19 protein-coding genes and 3 pseudogenes are annotated in these 17,460 nt (G+C 71.2%); 13 read left to right on the plus strand and 9 right to left on the minus strand.

Annotated elements, in window-relative coordinates:
* Positions 1–24: 24 nt before the first annotated feature.
* Both KN815_RS25705 and KN815_RS25710 read right to left on the minus strand, forming a co-directional pair.
* Positions 25–333: a hypothetical protein gene (locus KN815_RS25705; RefSeq protein WP_014056705.1), complete on the minus strand. Its 309-nt coding sequence runs from the start codon at positions 331–333 to the stop codon at positions 25–27.
* Positions 334–338: 5 nt separating this feature from the next.
* Entirely contained in the window at positions 339–974 is a 636-nt protein-coding gene (locus KN815_RS25710; protein ID WP_216344294.1) for an ATP-dependent Clp protease proteolytic subunit, read from the minus strand.
* 84 nt (positions 975–1,058) lie between these two features.
* Between KN815_RS25710 and KN815_RS25715 the strand changes: the two genes are divergently transcribed.
* On the plus strand, positions 1,059–1,373 hold the full coding sequence (locus KN815_RS25715; protein ID WP_216344295.1) for a type II toxin-antitoxin system Phd/YefM family antitoxin: 315 nt from the start codon (positions 1,059–1,061) through the stop codon (positions 1,371–1,373).
* Positions 1,374–1,421: 48 nt separating this feature from the next.
* On the opposite strand, the gene KN815_RS25720 is transcribed toward KN815_RS25715, so the two are convergent.
* Positions 1,422–2,372 carry a M28 family metallopeptidase gene (locus KN815_RS25720; protein WP_216344296.1) on the minus strand — a complete coding sequence of 317 codons (951 nt, stop codon included), beginning with the start codon at positions 2,370–2,372 and terminating at the stop codon, positions 1,422–1,424.
* A gap of 321 nt (positions 2,373–2,693) precedes the next feature.
* Here KN815_RS25720 and KN815_RS25725 point away from each other — a divergent pair, with 321 nt between their 5' ends.
* The 6 genes and pseudogenes from KN815_RS25725 (at position 2,694) to KN815_RS25745 (ending at position 5,940) form a co-directional block, all read left to right on the plus strand.
* Entirely contained in the window at positions 2,694–2,996 is a 303-nt protein-coding gene (locus KN815_RS25725) for an urease subunit gamma (RefSeq protein ID WP_216344297.1), read from the plus strand.
* A gap of 15 nt (positions 2,997–3,011) precedes the next feature.
* Positions 3,012–3,326 (plus strand): urease subunit beta, encoded by a 315-nt coding sequence (locus KN815_RS25730; RefSeq protein WP_216344298.1) that lies wholly within the window; start codon positions 3,012–3,014, stop codon positions 3,324–3,326.
* Positions 3,316–3,744 (plus strand): annotated as a pseudogene (locus tag KN815_RS25735) (amidohydrolase family protein); the annotation flags it as partial. The gene KN815_RS25730 and the pseudogene KN815_RS25735, both read left to right, overlap by 11 nt.
* Positions 3,666–3,916 (plus strand): annotated as a pseudogene (locus KN815_RS50730) (hypothetical protein); the annotation flags it as partial. The pseudogenes KN815_RS25735 and KN815_RS50730, both read left to right, overlap by 79 nt.
* A pseudogene (locus tag KN815_RS25740) lies at positions 3,917–4,129 on the plus strand (zinc ribbon domain-containing protein); the annotation flags it as partial.
* A 158-nt stretch (positions 4,130–4,287) separates the two neighbouring features.
* Entirely contained in the window at positions 4,288–5,940 is a 1,653-nt protein-coding gene (locus tag KN815_RS25745) for an alpha/beta hydrolase (protein ID WP_216344299.1), read from the plus strand.
* Positions 5,941–6,019: 79 nt separating this feature from the next.
* Here the strand turns inward: KN815_RS25745 and KN815_RS25750 are convergent, their stop codons facing one another.
* The gene (locus tag KN815_RS25750; RefSeq protein WP_216344300.1) at positions 6,020–7,075 is read right to left on the minus strand and encodes an NAD-dependent epimerase/dehydratase family protein; all 1,056 of its coding nucleotides are present in this window, start codon (positions 7,073–7,075) and stop codon (positions 6,020–6,022) included.
* 267 nt (positions 7,076–7,342) lie between these two features.
* On the opposite strand from KN815_RS25750, the gene KN815_RS25755 reads away from it, so the two are divergent.
* The 5 genes from KN815_RS25755 to KN815_RS25775 are packed head-to-tail and all read left to right on the plus strand — an operon-like array spanning position 7,343 to position 11,767.
* The gene (locus KN815_RS25755; RefSeq protein WP_216344301.1) at positions 7,343–8,899 is read left to right on the plus strand and encodes a sensor histidine kinase; all 1,557 of its coding nucleotides are present in this window, start codon (positions 7,343–7,345) and stop codon (positions 8,897–8,899) included.
* Positions 8,892–9,311, plus strand: a complete 420-nt coding sequence (locus KN815_RS25760) for a roadblock/LC7 domain-containing protein (RefSeq protein WP_216344302.1) — start codon at positions 8,892–8,894, stop codon at positions 9,309–9,311. The genes KN815_RS25755 and KN815_RS25760 overlap by 8 nt, the downstream gene beginning before the upstream one ends.
* Positions 9,308–9,670 carry a DUF742 domain-containing protein gene (locus KN815_RS25765; RefSeq protein WP_216344303.1) on the plus strand — a complete coding sequence of 121 codons (363 nt, stop codon included), beginning with the start codon at positions 9,308–9,310 and terminating at the stop codon, positions 9,668–9,670. Before KN815_RS25760 ends, KN815_RS25765 begins: the two co-directional genes overlap by 4 nt.
* Positions 9,651–10,310, plus strand: coding sequence for a GTP-binding protein (locus KN815_RS25770; protein WP_253209243.1), 660 nt, complete (start codon positions 9,651–9,653; stop codon positions 10,308–10,310). The genes KN815_RS25765 and KN815_RS25770 overlap by 20 nt, the downstream gene beginning before the upstream one ends.
* Positions 10,307–11,767, plus strand: a complete 1,461-nt coding sequence (locus tag KN815_RS25775; RefSeq protein WP_216344305.1) for a cytochrome P450 — start codon at positions 10,307–10,309, stop codon at positions 11,765–11,767. The genes KN815_RS25770 and KN815_RS25775 overlap by 4 nt, the downstream gene beginning before the upstream one ends.
* Positions 11,768–11,788: 21 nt before the next feature.
* Here KN815_RS25775 and KN815_RS25780 read toward each other — a convergent pair whose 3' ends face one another.
* From KN815_RS25780 to KN815_RS25800, 5 genes are all read right to left on the minus strand, one after another.
* Positions 11,789–11,944: a hypothetical protein gene (locus KN815_RS25780; protein ID WP_216344306.1), complete on the minus strand. Its 156-nt coding sequence runs from the start codon at positions 11,942–11,944 to the stop codon at positions 11,789–11,791.
* Between the two features lie 212 nt (positions 11,945–12,156).
* Entirely contained in the window at positions 12,157–13,107 is a 951-nt protein-coding gene (locus KN815_RS25785) for a cytochrome c oxidase assembly protein (RefSeq protein WP_216344307.1), read from the minus strand.
* Positions 13,108–13,180: 73 nt separating this feature from the next.
* Positions 13,181–14,206, minus strand: a complete 1,026-nt coding sequence (locus KN815_RS25790; protein WP_216344308.1) for a 6-phosphofructokinase — start codon at positions 14,204–14,206, stop codon at positions 13,181–13,183.
* Between the two features lie 199 nt (positions 14,207–14,405).
* Positions 14,406–15,134 carry a type 1 glutamine amidotransferase gene (locus KN815_RS25795; RefSeq protein WP_216344309.1) on the minus strand — a complete coding sequence of 243 codons (729 nt, stop codon included), beginning with the start codon at positions 15,132–15,134 and terminating at the stop codon, positions 14,406–14,408.
* A 32-nt stretch (positions 15,135–15,166) separates the two neighbouring features.
* Entirely contained in the window at positions 15,167–16,405 is a 1,239-nt protein-coding gene (locus KN815_RS25800) for a Mur ligase family protein (RefSeq protein WP_216344310.1), read from the minus strand.
* Between the two features lie 186 nt (positions 16,406–16,591).
* On the opposite strand from KN815_RS25800, the gene def reads away from it, so the two are divergent.
* Positions 16,592–17,158 (plus strand): peptide deformylase, encoded by a 567-nt coding sequence (gene def, locus KN815_RS25805; protein WP_216344311.1) that lies wholly within the window; start codon positions 16,592–16,594, stop codon positions 17,156–17,158.
* The last annotated feature ends 302 nt before the right edge of the window (positions 17,159–17,460 follow it).

Genomic DNA, 17,460 nt, shown 5'->3' on the forward strand with positions numbered 1-17,460 from the left:
CGCGCCTCCGGCAGGCGGCGCGTCTCAGGCGCGCAGCGCCGGGGGCAGCGTGACCCGCTCCGCGCGCCGCTCCCCGTCCAGCACCCGCAGCGCCCGGGCCAGGGTCGCGGTGTGCAGCTCGCTCTCCCCGCGCTCATGCATCAGCGCCAGCGCGTCCCGCAGCGCGGTGGCCTTCCCCACCAGGGCCTGGGCGGCCCGCAGACCGCCGTAGGTGTCGCGGCCGCGCGCCGGGTTGATCCGGCCCAGCAGATCGACCACGTCCAGATAGCCGTCCACGACGCTCCCCTCCGCGCGGGTGAGCGCGGGCAGCGGGGGCAGCTCCGGTGGCAGCACCGCGCTCACCTCGCCCGCAGCGGCGCGCCCGGCCGCTTACGGCTCTGGGTGACCTGGTCCACCAGCCCGTACGCCACCGCGCCCTGGGCATCGAAGATCTTGTCGCGGTCGATATCGGCCCGGATCCGCTCGGCGCTCTGGCCGGTGTGCCGCACCAGCATCTGCTCGAGCGTCTCCTGGGTGCGCCGCAGCTCATTGGCCTGGATCTCGAGATCGGAGGTGGTGCCCTCGACCGGCTCGGCGAACGCGGCCTGGTGGATGAGGATGCGCGCGCCCGGCAGGGCCAGCCGCTTGCCCGGGGTGCCGGCGGCCAGCAGTACGGCGGCGGCCGAGGCGGCCTGGCCCAGGCAGATCGTCTCGATGTCGCAGGAGATGAAGTGCAGGGTGTCGTAGACCGCCGTCATGGCTCCGAACGAGCCGCCGGGCGAGTTGATGTAGAGCGAGATGTCCTGGTCGGGCGCGGCGTGCTCGAGATGGATGAGCTGCGCGATCACATCGTTGGCGGCGGTGTCGTCGATGGGGGTGCCGAGGAAGACGATGCGCTCGGAGAGCAGCTTGGAGTACGGGTCCATGGTGTGCGTCCCCGAGCTGGTGCGCTCGGTGAATTCGGGCAGGACATAGCGCGCGGTCGATCGTTCCATCGCGTCACCTCTCGGCGTCGTCGGGCGTCGTTGGCTTGGCTCCGTAAAAAATGTACAGGATGTACATCCCGATATGATGGGAGCATGGCTTACGAGATTCCGGTGACGCAAGCCCGTGCAGAGCTCGCGGAGCTGATCAACCGCGTGGTGTACGGCGGCGAGAGGGTGGTCGTCACGCGCCACGGGAAGCCGCTTGTCGCCCTGGTGTCCGCCGCTGACCTGCGGCGGCTGGAGGAGATGGAGGCGGACGCGGAGGAGCGCGCGGAGGAGCAGGTGATCAGTACCGTGTCGGCGACGCGCCCCACCTCGTCCGCTCCGGGCGAACGGCGGCGCTTCGGCATCGCGGCCGAACACAGCGGCCCGGACGCCGGGGATCGGCGTCCGGGCCGCGAGAAGTGACGGACGGGACGAGACCGGCTCAGCGCCGGTCGGGTGCTGGGGCGCTCGTCAGGAGCTGAGCGTCCAGATCGCGTTGGCGATGGCGTCGGTGTTCAGGTCCAGCGCCTTGTCGTCGATGTTCGACGTCTTGTCGCAGGCGGAGTGGTAGCACGGGTCGAACGCCTCGCCCGCCTTGCCGCCCCACTTGTCGGCCTGCTCCTGGCTCATGGTGGCCTCGGCGCCGGTGAACAGACCGCCGACCCGCACCCCCGCGTCCTTGAACGGGGCGTGGTCCGAGCGGCCGTCGCCCTCGGTCTCCGGGTCGGTGGAGATGTTCTTCGCGCCGTACCAGTCGGTGAAGACCTTCTCCAGCTCGGGGTCGTCGTCATAGACGAAGTAGCCCGGGTTGGGGGAGCCGAGCATGTCGAAGTTGAGATAGGAGTCGATCTTCGACTTGTCGCCGTCCGCCAGGCTGTCGACGTAGTGCGTCGAGCCCACCATGCCGTCCTCCTCGTCGCCCCACCAGGCGAACCGCAGATGCTTGGTGGGCTGGAGGTCGGCCTTGGCCACGGCGAGCGCGACCTCGAGGATCGCGGCCGAGCCGGAACCGTTGTCGTTGATGCCGGGGCCGGCCTCGACCGAGTCGAGATGCGATCCGGCCATCACGACCTTGTCCTCGGAGCCGCCCTTCCAGTCGGCGATGAGGTTGTAGCCCTTCTTGCCGCCGGAGGTGAACTCCTGGACGGAGGTGGTGAATCCGGCCGCGTCCAGCTTGCCCTTGATGAAGTCCACGGACTTCTGGTAGCCGGGCCGGCCATGGGCGCGGTTGCCGCCGTTGGCGTCGGCGATGGACTGAAGTTCGCCCAGATCGGCCTTGACCGCCGCGACGTCCACGTCGGGGGCCGCGGCCTTGTTGTTGGTGGCCTCGGCGCCGGAGGCGCCGGTCAGCAGGGCCGCGGTGAGCGCGGCACCGGTTGCCGCCGCGAGGGTACCGCGGCGAAATGACACTATTCGCTTCACAGTTGGGCTCCGTTGTGATGTGGGGGGTTGGAGCGGAACAGGTGAATCATGGTGGTGCGGTGATGAGAATCGGGGGTACGCGGCGGGGCCGTCAAGTGCGATAGACGGACACAGGGGTCCGCCGAGCGGAAATCGGGTGCCGGGCCGGAGCCTGCTGAGACCCGCCAGACCGTCTTGACCAGCGGTGATGGGGACTGATCAGTTAACGCTGACGAAACGCCACGGAACTAGCCTGCTCAATCCGGGTGCGAGCCGCCCCGGACGTGCTGAGCGGGTGGTTTCCGCCGGGCGGTACGAAGATGAGGGGATGAGGTGGGAAGTGTGCGATTGGCCCCACATGAGCAGGAACGTCTGCTCGTCCATGTGGCCGCCGACGTGGCCGAGAAGCGACGGGCCCGGGGCGTACTCCTCAACCACCCCGAGGCGACGGCGCTGATCACCGCCCACATCCTGGAGGGGGCCCGGGACGGCCGCGGCGTCGCCGAGCTGATGGCCTCCGGCCGCCAGGTGCTCACCCGTGACGAGGTCATGGAGGGCGTCCCCGAGATGCTCCACGACGTCCAGGTCGAGGCCACCTTCCCCGACGGCACCAAGCTGGTCACCGTCCATCAGCCGATCGCCTGACGGGAGGGCGTATCCGTGATCCCCGGCGAGATCCGCCACGCCGATGAGCCGGTGACCCTCAACGAGGGGCGGCCCGTCACCCGCCTCACCGTGCTCAACGCCGCCGACCGGCCTGTCCGGATCGGCTCCCACTACCACTTCGCCGAGGCCAACCCCGGCCTGGACTTCGACCGCGCCGCCGCCCGCGGTAAGCGGCTGAACATCGCGGCGGGCACCGCCGTGCGCTTCGAACCCGGCATCCCCGTCGAGGTCGCCCTGATCCCGATCGCGGGGGAGCGGATCGTGCCGGGGCTGCGGGGAGAGACGGGAGGAACGCTCGATGGCCGCTGACCTGAACCGCGGGGCGTACGCCGACCTCTTCGGCCCCACCACCGGGGACCGTATCCGGCTCGCCGACACCGACCTGTTCATCGAGATCGAGGAGGACCGCGGCGGCGGACCCGGCCCCGCCGAGGGCACCAAGGCCACCACCATCACCCCCGGCCCCTGGCATCTCGCCCGGATGTTCGAGGCGCTGGAGGGATATCCGGTCAACATCGGACTGCTCGGCAAGGGCAACACCGTCTCGCGTGAGGCGATGTGGTCCCAACTGCGCGGCGGAGCCCTCGGCTTCAAGATCCATGAGGACTGGGGGGCGACCCCCGCCGCCATCGACGCCTGCCTCGGCGTCTGCGAGGAGAGCGGCGCCCAGCTCGCCATCCACACCGACACCCTCAACGAGGCGGGCTTCGTCGGCGACACCCTCGCCACACCTACGGCGCCGCCGACCCCCACCGCCCCGACGGCACCCGCCGGGCGCTGCGCATCGGCCTCGGCGGGCCGAGCGCATCACCGCCGTGGAGACGGGAGCCTGCCCGCACACGGCGATCCGCGATGACATCTCGGCCAACTTGGAGGCGGTCGAGGAGCTTGAGGAGACTCCGGCCCATACCACGATGGACTGTGCACAGTGTGGAGCGAGAGCCAAGCACACACTGCCGCTGTCGGAACGTACCTACACCTGCACCGCGTGCGGAACCGTCTCTCCCCGGGACAAGAATTCCGCTCGCGTGCTGCTCGTCCGGACTGGTCTCAACCCGGCTGGTGCCGAAGGCGTAGGACTTCCGGGAGCGCTGCTCCCGGAGGCAGCCTGAGCCAGGAATCCCCCTGGTTCACGCGGGGGAGGATTCAAGTCTTGATAAAGAAACGGCGGTTTGCCCTGTACTCGGCGATAAGCTGGCCAGAAGAATCCCCCTGACACTCTGTGATCATCGCCGCTCCAGGCGGCGCAACCAAGCAGGGGGATTACTACGTGAGACGCACAGCACTCTTCGGCGTGGCCGGTGGTGTGATCACCGGGGCGCTGATAACCGGTGCGCTGGCCGCCCCCACGGCTGGGGCCTCGGAGCGGACGCCCGGTGGGGCCGCCGAGGCGCGTGGCGTGGCGGTGGCCGCGGCCAAGGCCGCGAAGAAGGGCATCGACTGGGCGGACTGCCCGGCCGACTGGGGGCTCGCGAAGCCCATCCAGTGCGGCTATGTCACCGTCCCGCTCGACTACGCCAAGCCGAACGGCCGCACCATCAAGCTCGCGGTGGACCGGATCGGCAACACCGGCACCGCCTCCGAGCGGCAGGGTTCGCTGATCTACAACCCGGGCGGGCCCGGCGGCTCCGGGCTGCGCTTCCCGACCCGGGTCACCAACAAGAACCCGCTGTGGACGAAGACTTCGAAGGCGTACGACTTCGTCGGCTTCGACCCGCGCGGGGTGGGCCACTCCACGGCCATCTCCTGCGTGGACCCGCAGGAGTCCGTCAAGGCCCCGAAGCTGGACCCGGTGCCCGACAGCGAGGCGGACAAGCGTGTCCAGCGCAAGCTGGCCCGGGAGTACGCCGAGGGCTGCAAGGAGCGCAGCGGCTGGATGCTGCCGCAGATGACGACGCCCAACACCGCCCGTGACATCGACGTCATCCGGGCCGCGCTCGGCGACAAGAAGCTCAACTACCTGGGCGTGTCCTACGGCACCTACATCGGCGGCGTCTACGCGACGCTCTTCCCGACCCATGTGCGCCGGCTGATCGTGGACAGCGTGGTCAACCCCTCGCGGGAGAAGATCTGGTACCAGGCCAACCTGGACCAGGACGTCGCCTTCGAGATGCGCTGGAACGACTGGAAGGCATGGGTCGCCAAGAACGACGCCGCCTACCACATCGGCGACACCCCCGCGAAGGTCCAGAAGCAGTGGGAGACGCTGCGCGCGGCCGCCAAGAAGAGCCCCATCGGCGGGGTCGTGGGCCCGGCGGAGCTGCTCGCGTTCTTCCAGAGCGCTCCGTACTACGACTCGTCGTGGGCCACGGTCGCCCAGGTGTGGAGCGACTACCTGGCCGGCGATGAGAAGGCGCTGGTCGAGGCCGCGGGCCCGGACATGTCCGACACCGCGGGCAACATCGCCTCGGAGAACGGCAACGCCGTCTACACCGCTGTCGAGTGCGCCGACGCCAAGTGGCCGACCAGTTGGGCGAAGTGGGACCGGGACAACACCCGGCTCCACCGCGACTACCCCTTCCTGACCTGGTCCAACGCCTGGATGAACCTGCCGTGCGCCACCTGGGGTGCCAAGCAGCACACCCCGCTGGAGGTGGGGGCCGCCAAGGGGCTGCCCCAGACGCTGATCGTGCAGAGCACCCGTGACGCCGCGACGCCGTACGACGGCGCGGTGGAGCTGCACAAGCGGCTGAAGGGTTCGCGCCTGGTCACCGAGAAGGACGCCGGTTCGCACGGCGTCACCGGTCTGGTCAACCCGTGTGTCAACGACCGGGTGGACGCCTACCTGCTCAAGGGCACGGTGGACGCCAAGGACGTGACCTGCGCTCCGCACGCCACGCCGGTGCCCGCGAAGTCGGGTGCGTCCGCCAAGGCCGCCAAGGACGCGAAGGCCGCCAAGGAGGCCGCCGCCCTCGTCAAGTAGTCGACGAGAAGCGGTATGTGGTGAAGGGCCGGGCCCGTGCGTTCCCCGCACGGGCCCGGCGCCGTTTCCCCCGAAGTGATCAGGACGTGTGGCCGCCGCTCCGCAGCCACCCGTCCTCGGCCGCGTAGTCGAACAGATCGGCCATCGGGTCGTAGGTGGTCGCCATATCGGGGAAGGCGGTGCGCCAGTCCGGGGTGGCCGCCAGCCGGTCGGCGAGCCAGGCGACGGTCGTCGGCAGCGATTCCAGGTAGCCGGTCACCGGGCGGTAGCCCAACTCCCGTTCGGCGGCGGACATGTCGTAGACGAGCGGATGGGCCAGGCTCCAGGGGGTGCTGCCGATATGCGGATGCGGCGGCTCCCCGTCGATCAGCACCAGCTCGCCGCGCACTCCCAGCACCGCGTCCACGGCGGTGGCGATGTCGGCGACGGTCGGGGCCTGCGGATCGCCCGCGTTGAGCACCCGTGAACCGGGCCGGTGGGCGGCCAGCCGCACCAGCTCCGCGATGTTGTCGACATGCACCGGATGGAACCGGCTGCGGCCGCCGTACGCCAGAATCCGCACCGGCCGCCCGTCCAGCGCCCGTTTGACGAAGTACAGCTCACGGGGCGTACGGCAGTGCGGGCCGTGGATCGCCCCCGCGCGCAGCAGGGTCGTCGGCAGCCGGTCCCCGGCGGCCAGCAGCTCCCGCTCCAGCGCGACCTTCCGGCCGCCGTAGCCCTCGCCCGGCGGGACGGTGGGCTGGGACTCGGGGAGCGGCACCGGATAGCGCGGGGCGCCGCCCGGCTGGTCCTGGGTCCCGAAGCCCCGGCCCTGGTCGTCCTCGTACACCGCCCCGGTGGACATCACCACCGCCGATCCGATGCGGTCCGCGAGCCCCAGCAACTGGCGTGCGTGCGCCTGCCCGTAGGCGACGCAGTCCAGCACCACATCGCAGCCGTCCCCGATCAGCGCGGCCACCGCGGCGTCGTCGTCCCGGTCCACCGCCACGCTCACCACGGACGCGGGCCAGCTCTCGTCGCGGCCCCCGCCGCGCGAGGCCGCCCGCACCCGCCATCCCTCGGCGGCGAGCGCGCGCACCGCCGCCCGGCCGATCTGTCCCGTCGCCCCGATCACACATGCGCTGCCAGTGGTCATGCCGGGGACGCTACGGGCCCGGCCGCCACGTTGCCCAGACTCCTTAGCCACGAGCAGATTCGCCCGTGGCGCGATCATTCACGGTCAAACGATGAGTGCAAGATGATCGCTTTTTCGCGCTCTCTGAATTCACCGTGATGCATTTCGAAGAAAAAGGCATATTCGATTCGCGCGTCCATGAAACCGCTAAGCTCCAGGGCCCATGGCGGGCTGGCTCATCGCCCGTATTTCGTACGCGTTTTCTCTTCGCTGTTTTTAAGGATGTCCATGGTTTTCGCCGGCACCTCATCCGGAGGCCGACGGCCCGCCTCCACGCTCGTATGGGTCATCCCTCCCGCCGCGATGGCGCTCTGCGCGGCGCTGGCCGTCGTCGTGGTCCCCTCCGGGGCGCGGGCCACGGTCGCCTGGTGCGGGGTGGCGGCGACGTTCGCGGTGGCCCTGACGGCGGCCGAGGCGATGCGCCGCGGCCGGCTGATCACCACGCTGCGCACCCGGCTCACGGCCCAGGAGACCGAGCTGCGGCAGCGCCTGGTGGACCAGGACACGGCGCTCCGGCGGCTGGCCCGGGAGCTGCTGCCGGTGGCGGTGACCCGGCTCCAGCGCGGCGCCATGGTGGACGAGGCGATGCGGGCCATCGACCACGCGCCTCGCCTCGACCCGGACTTCGACGCCACCCATGAGCTTGTGCTGCGGTCGGTGCTGGAGGCCGTACGGACCGAGGAGGACCTGAGGGACGCGGGCCAGCGGGCCTTCGTCAACATCGCCCGCCGGGTGCAGGCCATCGTCCACCAACAGGCCCAGGACATGCGGGAGATGGAGGACAAGCACGGCGCCGACCCGGACGTCTTCGAGGACCTGCTCCACCTGGACCACGGCAACGCCCTCATCGGCCGGCTGGCGGACTCCATCGCGGTCCTGGGCGGCCAGCGCCCGGGCCGCCAGTGGCAGAAGGAGGTGCCGCTGTTCAACGTCTGCCGCGGCGCCATGTCCCGCATCCTCGAATACGAGCGGGTGGATCTGCACTCGGTGGCGGACGTCGCCATCGTCGGGCCCTCGGTGGAGCCGCTGATCCACGCCCTCGCCGAACTGCTGGACAACGCCACCCGCTACTCGCCGCCCAAGACCCGGGTGCATCTGACCGCGATCGAGGTCCAGTCCGGGGTCGCGATCGAGATCGAGGACGCCGGGGTGGGGCTGTCGGAGGAGGCGCGCAGACGCACCGACGCGGTGCTGGTCCAGGCGGCGACCGGATTCGACCTCAACGACCTTGGCGAGACCCCGCGGCTCGGGCTGGCCGTGGTCGGCCGGCTCGCCGTGAAGTACCGGTTCCAGGTCTCGCTGCGGCCCTCGGCGTACGGCGGGGTGCGCGCGGTGCTGGTCGTACCGCAGGACATCATCTGCCCCACCCCCGCGCCCGGCGGCGCGATCGCCCGCGCGGCCAAACTGCCCCCGCCCAAGCCCATCAAGCGGGCCACGCCCCTGCCCTCGCCCACCCGCACCAGCCCGATCGTGCAGGGCCGCCCCGGCCCCGGCTTCCGGCAGAACGGCGCCGGACTTCCGCAGCGCCGCCGCCGGATGCCCATGGTCGCCCCGCCCATCAGGGTCGACTCCGGACCCCCGGCGGCGCCCCCCGCACCGGCCGGGCCGCCCGTCCAGCCGGGGATCTGGCTGGACGCCTTCACCAAGGGGCTCAACGGCGAGCCGATCCCGGCTGCGGACGCCGGTACGGCCGCGCCGGACACCCGGAATTCCCCCGGCACCCCGGATGCCCCCAACACCTCGAATCCCTCGAACCCCCCGCTCCCGTCGGACGAGGATGAGTAGGCAAGTGACGCAACCGCGGTTCAACATGGACTGGATGCTCCGGGACCTGGCGTCCAGCGTTCCGCAGACCCGCCACGTGGTCCTGCTGTCCTCGGACGGCCTGTGCATGGCCCAGGTCGGTACGGACAAGGACACCGCCGACCGGCTGGCCGCCGCCTGCGCCGGGCTTCAGAGCCTCTCCGGTGCGATCGCCGCCGAATTCCCCGACGGGGACGGGCGGATGCGGCTGGTCGTCATCGAGGTCGACGGCGGCTTCTTCTATCTGATGGCGGCCGGCGTCAGCTCGTATCTGGCGGTGCTCGCCGAGGACAGCGTGGACGCCGGATTGATGGGCCAGTGCATGAGAGACCTGGTCGCACGGCTCGGCGAACACCTCAGCAGCCCGCCGCGCGTCGACGGACGGGTGACATGAGCGAGCCCGGCAAGGCGTGGGAGGAGGGCGGGCCCGAGCGGCTCTACACCGTCAGCCGGGGCCGGGCCCCGCACGAACCCCGGCAGCGGCCCGTCGAACTCGTCAGCCTGATCGTGGCCCGCGCCGAACCCGAGCCGGGGATGGCCCCCGAAGCCGCCGCCGTGCTGCGAATGTGCCCGTTCCCCCTTTCGGTGGCGGAGATCTCCGCGTATCTGGTCCTGCCCGTCTCCACCGTCACCGTGCTCCTCGCGGAGTTGCTGAGGGACGGCCGGGTGGAGTCCAGGGCGCCGGTCCCGGCAGCCGTGCTGCCCGACCCCGAACTGCTCCAGGCGGTGATGCATGGACTACAGAAACTCTGAGGTGTCCGAGGAAGCCGCGGCAGCCGGGGAAGCCGGGGCATTCGCCGGACCGCGCAGCGAGGACACCCTCCCGGCCTCCGCGGCCGCCGCCGTCAAGGTGGTGATCGTCGGAGGCTTCGGGGTCGGCAAGACCACCATGGTCGGCTCGGTGAGCGAGATCCGCCCGCTGACCACCGAGGAGACCATGACCCAGGCCGGGGTCGGCGTCGACGACATCGCCGGGATCGAGCGCAAGACCGAGACCACCGTCGCGATGGACTTCGGCCGGATCAGCCTCAACGAACGGCTGGTGCTCTATCTGTTCGGCACCCCCGGCCAGGAGCGGTTCTGGTTTCTGTGGAACGGCCTCTTCGAGGGCGCCCTCGGTGCCGTGGTCCTGATCGACACCCGCCGTCTGGAGGTCAGCTTCGACGCGGTCGGGCGGCTGGAGGAGCGCGGTGTGCCCTTCGTGGTCGCGGTCAATGTGTTCCCCGAGGCCCCCGTCCACCCCATGGCGGAGCTGCGCGCCGCCATGGATCTGCCCGACTCCGTACCGATGATCGACTGCGATGCCCGCGACCGGGCCTCCAGCCGCGACACCCTCCTCACCCTCGTGAGCCATCTGCAATCCCTCCACACCGTGACCCCGGAGACACCGTGACCTCTCATCCCGACGACCCCGGCACCGGGACGGCCGATCTGCCGCCCACCCGGTGCCCCGTCCACCCCGCGCCGTCCGACGCCGGCCTGGTGGACCTCCTCGGGCCCGAGAACGAGAAGGACCCGATGGGCCTGTACCAGCGGCTGCGCGCCGAGCACGGCCCGGTGGCCCCGATCGTGCTCGACGGTGGCATACCGGCCTGGCTGCTGCTGGGCTACCGCGAGAACCTGGAGGTGTCCCGCACCCCCTCCCGCTTCTCCCGCGACTCCCGCCACTGGCACGCCTGGAAGGACGGGAGGATCACCGCCGACTCGCCGCTGCTGCCGGTGGTCGGATGGCAGCCCATGTGCACCTTCGCCGACGGTGACGAGCACGAGCGGCTGCGGGCCGCGCTCACCGAGTCCATGGGGCGCCTGGACCGCCGGGGGATCCGCCGCCACGTCACCCGCTTCACCCATCAACTGGTCAACGACTTCTGCGCCGACGGGGGCGCCGAACTGGTCACCGCCTTCGCCCAGCGACTGCCCATGCTCGTCCTCACCCAACTGCTGGGCATGCCCGACGAATACGGCCCGCGGCTGGTCGAGGCCACCCGGGACCTGATGAAGGGCACCGAGACGGCCCTGCGCAGCGACGCGTATGTCACCGGCGCCCTCCAGAACCTGGTGGACCGCAGACGCGCCGACCCCGGCGAGGACCTGGCGTCCTGGCTGCTGGCCCACCCCTCCGGCCTCACCGAGGAGGAGGTGGTCCAGCATCTGCGGCTGGTGCTGCTCACCGGCAATGAGACCACCACCAACCTGATGGCCAACACGCTGCGCATGGTCCTCACCGACCCGCGCTTCCGCGCCTCCCTGGCCGGTGGCCATATGACGCTGCCGGACGCCATCGAGCATGTGCTGTGGAACGAGCCCCCGCTCACGGTCATCCCAGGCCGCTGGGCCACCGGCGACACCGAGCTGGGCGGTCAGCGGATCAAGGCCGGGGACATGCTGCTGCTGGGGCTGGCCGCCGGAAACGTCGACCCGGCCATCCGCCCCGACATCGCCGCGCCGATGTACGGCAACCGGTCCCATCTCGCCTTCAGCGGCGGCCCCCATGAATGCCCGGGGCAGGACATCGGCCGCGCCATCACGGACACCGCCATCGACACCCTGCTGCTGCGGCTGCCCGATCTGCGGCTGGCCGTCGACGAGTCCGAGCTGACCTGGCTCTCGTCCTGGATCTCCCGCCATCTCGTGGCGCTGCCGGTGGAGTTCATGCCCCGCCGCCCCGAGCCGGAGAGCATTCAGGACCCCTCCGCGACCCTCTTCGCCCCTCGGCCGCAATGGCTGCCCGAGGAGGAGGCCCCGGAAGCGGCCACCGAGGGGTCCCAGGCGACGGCTCCCGGGCGCGTCCCGTGGTGGGTGGCGTTATGGCGGTGGCTGCTGGGCAGGCCCTCGGGATCCGCTCCGTAGGGATGGCGGCGGCCCCGCCGCTCAGCCCCGGGCCACCACGACCCCCACGGTCAGCAGTCCGAGCACCGCCCAGGTGAACCACAGCCAGCCGTTGCTCCCCAGGGCCACGGTGTAGGCCGTCACCAGCACCAGGCCCCCCACCGTGGCCACCGTCATCGTCTTCGCGGATCCGGGCATCCCCGACCTCCTCACGGTGGTCCTGACGCCCCTTCGCCAGGACCCGGGCCGCTCAGGCCCGGGTCCATGGTCTCGCGGTCCGGGGCCCCGCCGCTACGGTGTGTCGGCGGGCTACGCGGCGGAGCCGCGTATTGGTGCTGCGGAACGGGGAGCAGTCCGCCGCGGGCGGCAGGACCCGGCGGACCCCTCCTGGCAGGCTGCCGGGACCGGCCTCACCGGCTCCGGGACTGGAGCGAGGCCAGATAGGCGTTGTACGCCGCCAGCTCCTGGTCGCCGTCCCGGTCCGCGGTGCGGTCGATGCGCCGCGCCTGGCGCTGCTCGGACTTGTACCACTGGTAGACCAGCGCCACCAGGACGATCACCGACGGGATCTCGCTGAAGGCCCAGGCGATCCCGCCCGCCCAGGTCTGGTCCGACAGCGCGTCGATGCCGAGCGAGGCGGGCGGATGCTCGTACACGCCGATCATGGGCTCGGACGCCATCATCAGCGCGATGCCGAAGAACGCGTGGAACGGCATGCCCGCGAACAGCTCCAGCATCCGCATCACATAGCCGGGCCGGTGCGGGCCCGGGTCCACGCCCATGATCGGCCAGAAGAAGACCAGGCCCACCGCGAGGAAGTGGACCATCATCGCGATATGCCCGGCCTTGCTCTCCATCAGGAAGTCGAAGAGCGGGGTGAAGTACAGCGCGTACAGGCTCGCGATGAACAGCGGGATCGTGAACGCCGGATGGCTGATGATCCGCATATAGCGGCTGTGCAACAGCGCGACCAGCAGCTCCCGGGGCCCCTTGCGGCCACGCCCGGCCGCCGGAAGGGCCCGCAGGGTCAGCGTGACCGGCGCGCCCAGCAGCAGCAGGATCGGCGAGACCATGCTGATGATCATGTGCTGCACCATATGGACGCTGAACATGACCATGCCGTAGTCGTTCAGCTTGGTGCACATCGCCACCGCGATGGTCAGCACCCCGAGCGCGAAGGAGACCAGGCGCCCCACCGGCCAGGCGTCACCGCGCCGCCACAGCCGCGCGACCCCCCAGCCGTAGAGCCCGAGCGCCAGCACACAGCCGACCAGGAAGAACGGATCGCCGCCGAACTCCAACCCGCGAGCGAGGGTGAACGGCGGCAGATCCATGGTCATGCCGTGCCCGCCGTGATCCATCGAGTATCCCCGGCCTTCCTGCTTCTACCCGGTGCGCACCAAATGTGCCCGCACCAGCGTAGAACCCGTCAGGTCACAGCACGCACTCGGCCTCGGCGTACCGCTCGGCGGGGACCGTCTTCAGCCGCTCCACGGCCGCCGCGAGCGGCACCAGGTCGATGTCCGTGCCGCGCAGCGCCGTGATCGTGCCGAAGGCACCGCGGTGGGCCGCCTCGACGGCGTGCCAGCCGAAGCGGGTGGCCAGCACCCTGTCGTACGCGGTCGGGGTGCCACCGCGCTGCACATGGCCCAGGATGACCGCCCGCGCCTCCTTGCCGAGCCGCCGCTCCAGCTCGACGGAGAGGTGGCGGGCGATGCCCGCGAAGCGCTCATGGCCGTAGACGTCCTTGCCGCCGGCCTCGTAGTCCATCGTGCCCTCGAGCGGCTTGGCGCCCTCCGCCACCACCACGATCGCGAACTTCTTGCCCGCCTCGAACCGCGCCCCGACGGTCTTGGTGAGCGCCTCGATGTCGAACGGGCGCTCCGGGACCACGATGGCGTGGGCGCCCGCGGCCATGCCCGAGTGCAGCGCGATCCAGCCGGTGTGCCGCCCCATGACCTCGACGATCAGCACCCGCTGATGGGACTCGGCGGTGGTCTTCAGCCGGTCCAGGGCCTCGGTGGCGACGCCGACCGCGGTGTCGAAGCCGAAGGTCACATCGGTGGAGGCGATGTCGTTGTCGATGGTCTTGGGCACGCCGACGATCGGCAGCCCGGCGTCCGAGAGCAGCCGGGCGGCCTTCAGCGTGCCCTCACCGCCGATGGGGATGACCGCGTCCAGGCCGAGCTCGGCCACATGCCCCTTGGCCCGCTCCACACCGTCCCGCAGATGCTCGGGGCGCACCCGGGTGGAGCCGAGGATGGTGCCGCCGAGGGCCAGGATGCCGCCCACGGCGTCCAGGTCGAGCTTGCGGTAGTCGGCCTCCAGCAGCCCCTTCCAGCCGTCGTGGAAGCCGATCACCTCATCGCCGTGGTCGACGGTGGCGCGGTGGACGATTGACCTGATGACCGCGTTCAGGCCGGGGCAGTCGCCGCCGGACGTGAGCACACCAATGCGCATGGCACGCATACCTCTGTCTGAGCTGGGGGCCGACGGCCGGACCGCGTCGTCCGGCGGGACCCCGCCACCTTACAAGCGGCCGGGCGGCGGGGGCGCTGTCGTCCGTCGGATGTCCGCCATGCGGGCACCCTTCGCCGCAGTGGCGGCGAAGTGGCGCCCGAGTGGCGTCCGAGCGGCGCTCGGGCGAGCGGGCCGTGGCTCAGGCGGGCTGGGACGCCGCCGCGATCCGCTCGTTGCGCAGCGCCTCGTACCACTGGTCGTTGACCGGCGGCAGCGCGTTCACATCGAGGGCCAGCTTCAGCAGATGGTCCGCGATATGCGGGTTGCGGGCCATCACCGGGCCATGCATGTACGTCCCGAAAACGGTGTCGTTGTAGGCGCCCTCGAAGCCGTCGCCCGTGCCGTTGCCGTTGCCGAACCGGACCCGGGCGAAGGGGCGGGCGGTCGGGCCGAGGTGGGTGACGCCCTGGTGGTTCTCGAAGCCGGTCAGCGGCGGCAGCCCGAGCCGCTCGTCGATGTCGGCCAGCACGTCCCCGACGCACCGGGCGCCCTCGCCACGGGTGCTGACCACGTCCAGCAGCCCCAGGCCCTGCTGGCGCTGCCCGAGGTCGTTGATGAACTCATGGCCGAGGATCTGGTACCCGGCGCACACCGAGAAGACGATCGCCCCGTTGGCGACCGCCCGGTTCAGCCCGCCGTCCCGCATCAGCCGCTCGGCGGCCAGCCGCTGCGGGCGGTCCTCGCCGCCGCCGATCAGATAGACGTCCCCGGAGGTGGGGATCTGCTGGTCGGAGCGGACGTCCAGCCGGGAGACCTCCAGTCGGCGCTGCCGCGCCCGGCGCTCCACCACCAGGACGTTGCCCTGGTCGCCGTACGTGCTCAGCAGGTCGGGGTAGACCCACACCAGACGCAGGCCGTTCTGGCTCATGCTTCGCATCTTCGTGCCTCTCGTACGGGGGGTCAGTTGCCGACCCGGCGGCGCAGGTCCTGGAACGCGGTGTAGTTGGCGATCACCTCGATGCGGCCGGGCGGTGAGATCCGCACCGCCTCGTCCGCGTCGGCGCAGACCCGGAAGTCCAGCCCGGCGACCTCCAGGCGCACCGCGAGGTCCAGCTTACGGTCGCCGATCACACAGATCGGGTGCCCGGCGAGCCGGGTGTAGTCCACGTCCCACAGCCAGGAGGTGTCGGTGCCGTCGGCGCCGCGCGCGTTCACCGAGAGGATCACCGGGGTGGGCGGCGGGTCGATCAGCGAGAAGGTCTCCAGCCAGCCGGCCGGGTTCTTCGCCAGCAGCAGCCGCATCTGGCGCTCCAGGAAGGTGACCACGTCATACCGGCCGGCCACGGCCTGGACCTGGTACATCCGCTCCAGCGCGACCTGCGGGGGCACCCCGAAGGCGGCGGCGACGGCGGCCGAGGTGGCCGCGTTGGCCTTGTTGGCACGCCCCGGGAGCTGGAGGTGGATCGGCCAGGCAGCGCCGTGCGGATCCAGAACGTAGTCGCCGTTCAGCGCCCAGCTCGGGATCGGACGGCGGAAACCGCACTCCGCGCAGACCCAGTCGTCGCCCGGGCGCTGGAGCACCCCGCCGCAGGACGGGCAGGACCAGGCGTCGTCCTTCCACTCCTGCCCGGCGGCGACCCACACCACATTGGGGCTGGAGGAGGCGGCCCAGACGATCAGCGGGTCATCGGCGTTGGCGATCACGATCGCCTTGGTGCCGGTCAGGCCCTCGCGCCACTTCTCGGCGAGCATCCGGGTCTCGGCGGCGCGGTCGAGCTGGTCACGGGAGAGGTTGAGCAGCGCGATGGCCTTGGGCTCGGTGTCGCGCGCCACACCGGCGAGGTACTTCTCGTCGACCTCGATGACGCCGTAGCGGGCGTCGGAGCCGCCGGCCAGGGCCGAGGTGATACCGGCCGGCATATTGGCGCCCAGCGCGTTGGAGACGACCGGACCGGCCGCCCGCAGCGCCTCGGCGATCAGCCGGGTGGTGGTGGTCTTGCCGTTGGTCGCCGACACCAGGATCACGTCCAGGTGCTGTGCCAGCCTGCTGAGCAGATCGGGGTCGAGGCGCAGGGCCACCTTGCCGCCGATCACCGATCCGCTGCCGCGGCCCGCGGCCTTGGACACCGCCGCCGCGGCCCTGCCCGCCGTCACGGCCAGCTTGGCACGTGGCGACAGCGGCTCTGAGTTGCCTGCCATCGTCTCTCGATCCTCCTCGCTTACCGGCGCCGCACCTGCCCCCCGAGGCGCCGGTGGTACGCCCCCTCCGCGCCGCATCGCCAGCCGGGAGGCCACGGTCGGGTAGCAGCCTATCGAGATCCGGCGGCTGTCCCGAATTCCGTCACCCGCGCGGGACACTTCCCCGGCCCCGTAGGCTTGGCTGCCATGCGACATGGCGTGATACCGGGCAGCCGCGGAGCGGTGCGGCCCATGCGGTTCCTCGGCGATCCGGGGCTGCGCGCGCCGTGCGCGGAGGTCACGGCGTTCGACGCCGAGCTGGCCCTGCTGATCGAGGACATGTACGCCACGATGTACGCGGCGCGCGGGGTGGGGCTCGCGGCCAATCAGATCGGTGTGGGGCTGCGGGTCTTCGTCTTCGACTGCCCGGACGACGAGGACCACCGCCATCTGGGCCATGTCGTCAACCCCCGGCTGGCCGCGGCCGACGGGGTGAGCGTGCGCGGGCCGGAGGGCTGTCTGTCGCTGCCGGGCATCGAGGCGGGCACCCCGCGCTACGACCGTGCGGTGATCGAGGGTGTGACGATGACCGGTGAGCCGGTGCGGATCGAGGGCACGGGCTTCTTCGCGCGCTGTCTCCAGCACGAATGCGACCACCTGGACGGCGGGCTGTTCCTCGACCGGCTCTCCGGGCTGCGGCGGCGCAGGGTGCTGCGGGCGGTCCGCCGGGCGCCCTGGGCGCCGGCCGGCGGCGCCGAGGCGGTGGAGTCGTAGGGGCGTACGTGGTGCCCGGCGGACCACGCCGCCTCGATCTGCGGCTCCGCCGCGTGGCAGGGGCTCCGCCCCTGGACCCGGGGTCTGGGGCGGAGCCCCAGTTGTGGGAAGGGGCGGGGAGGGGAGCAGCCCGCCGCAGGCGTTACGATCCGCCGCACACCCCAGGAGCGCACGGCCCATTCGAGCTGGGACACCAGCAGACTATGGGCGGAGCCGAGGCCGGGAAGCTCTCGGAGCCTCAGAAGCCCGGTGCGCCGATCCGGTCGTCCGCCAGCGACAGCCGTCCCCACAGCAGATCGGTG

This window comes from Streptomyces niphimycinicus, from assembly GCF_018883605.1.
Taxonomy (GTDB): Bacteria; Actinomycetota; Actinomycetes; order Streptomycetales; family Streptomycetaceae; genus Streptomyces; species Streptomyces niphimycinicus.

Coding starts and splice junctions, on each gene's coding strand:
- KN815_RS25715 (WP_216344295.1), top strand. CDS start 1,059: ATGGCTTACGAGATTCCGGTGACGCAAGCCCGTGCAGAGCTCGCGGAG.
- def (WP_216344311.1), top strand. CDS start 16,592: ATGCGACATGGCGTGATACCGGGCAGCCGCGGAGCGGTGCGGCCCATG.
- KN815_RS25750 (WP_216344300.1), bottom strand. CDS start 7,075: ATGACCACTGGCAGCGCATGTGTGATCGGGGCGACGGGACAGATCGGC.
- KN815_RS25755 (WP_216344301.1), top strand. CDS start 7,343: ATGGTTTTCGCCGGCACCTCATCCGGAGGCCGACGGCCCGCCTCCACG.
- KN815_RS25765 (WP_216344303.1), top strand. CDS start 9,308: ATGAGCGAGCCCGGCAAGGCGTGGGAGGAGGGCGGGCCCGAGCGGCTC.
- KN815_RS25710 (WP_216344294.1), bottom strand. CDS start 974: ATGGAACGATCGACCGCGCGCTATGTCCTGCCCGAATTCACCGAGCGC.
- KN815_RS25795 (WP_216344309.1), bottom strand. CDS start 15,134: ATGAGCCAGAACGGCCTGCGTCTGGTGTGGGTCTACCCCGACCTGCTG.
- KN815_RS25780 (WP_216344306.1), bottom strand. CDS start 11,944: ATGCCCGGATCCGCGAAGACGATGACGGTGGCCACGGTGGGGGGCCTG.
- KN815_RS25770 (WP_253209243.1), top strand. CDS start 9,651: ATGGACTACAGAAACTCTGAGGTGTCCGAGGAAGCCGCGGCAGCCGGG.
- KN815_RS25760 (WP_216344302.1), top strand. CDS start 8,892: ATGAGTAGGCAAGTGACGCAACCGCGGTTCAACATGGACTGGATGCTC.
- KN815_RS25790 (WP_216344308.1), bottom strand. CDS start 14,206: ATGCGCATTGGTGTGCTCACGTCCGGCGGCGACTGCCCCGGCCTGAAC.
- KN815_RS25785 (WP_216344307.1), bottom strand. CDS start 13,107: ATGGATCACGGCGGGCACGGCATGACCATGGATCTGCCGCCGTTCACC.
- KN815_RS25800 (WP_216344310.1), bottom strand. CDS start 16,405: ATGGCAGGCAACTCAGAGCCGCTGTCGCCACGTGCCAAGCTGGCCGTG.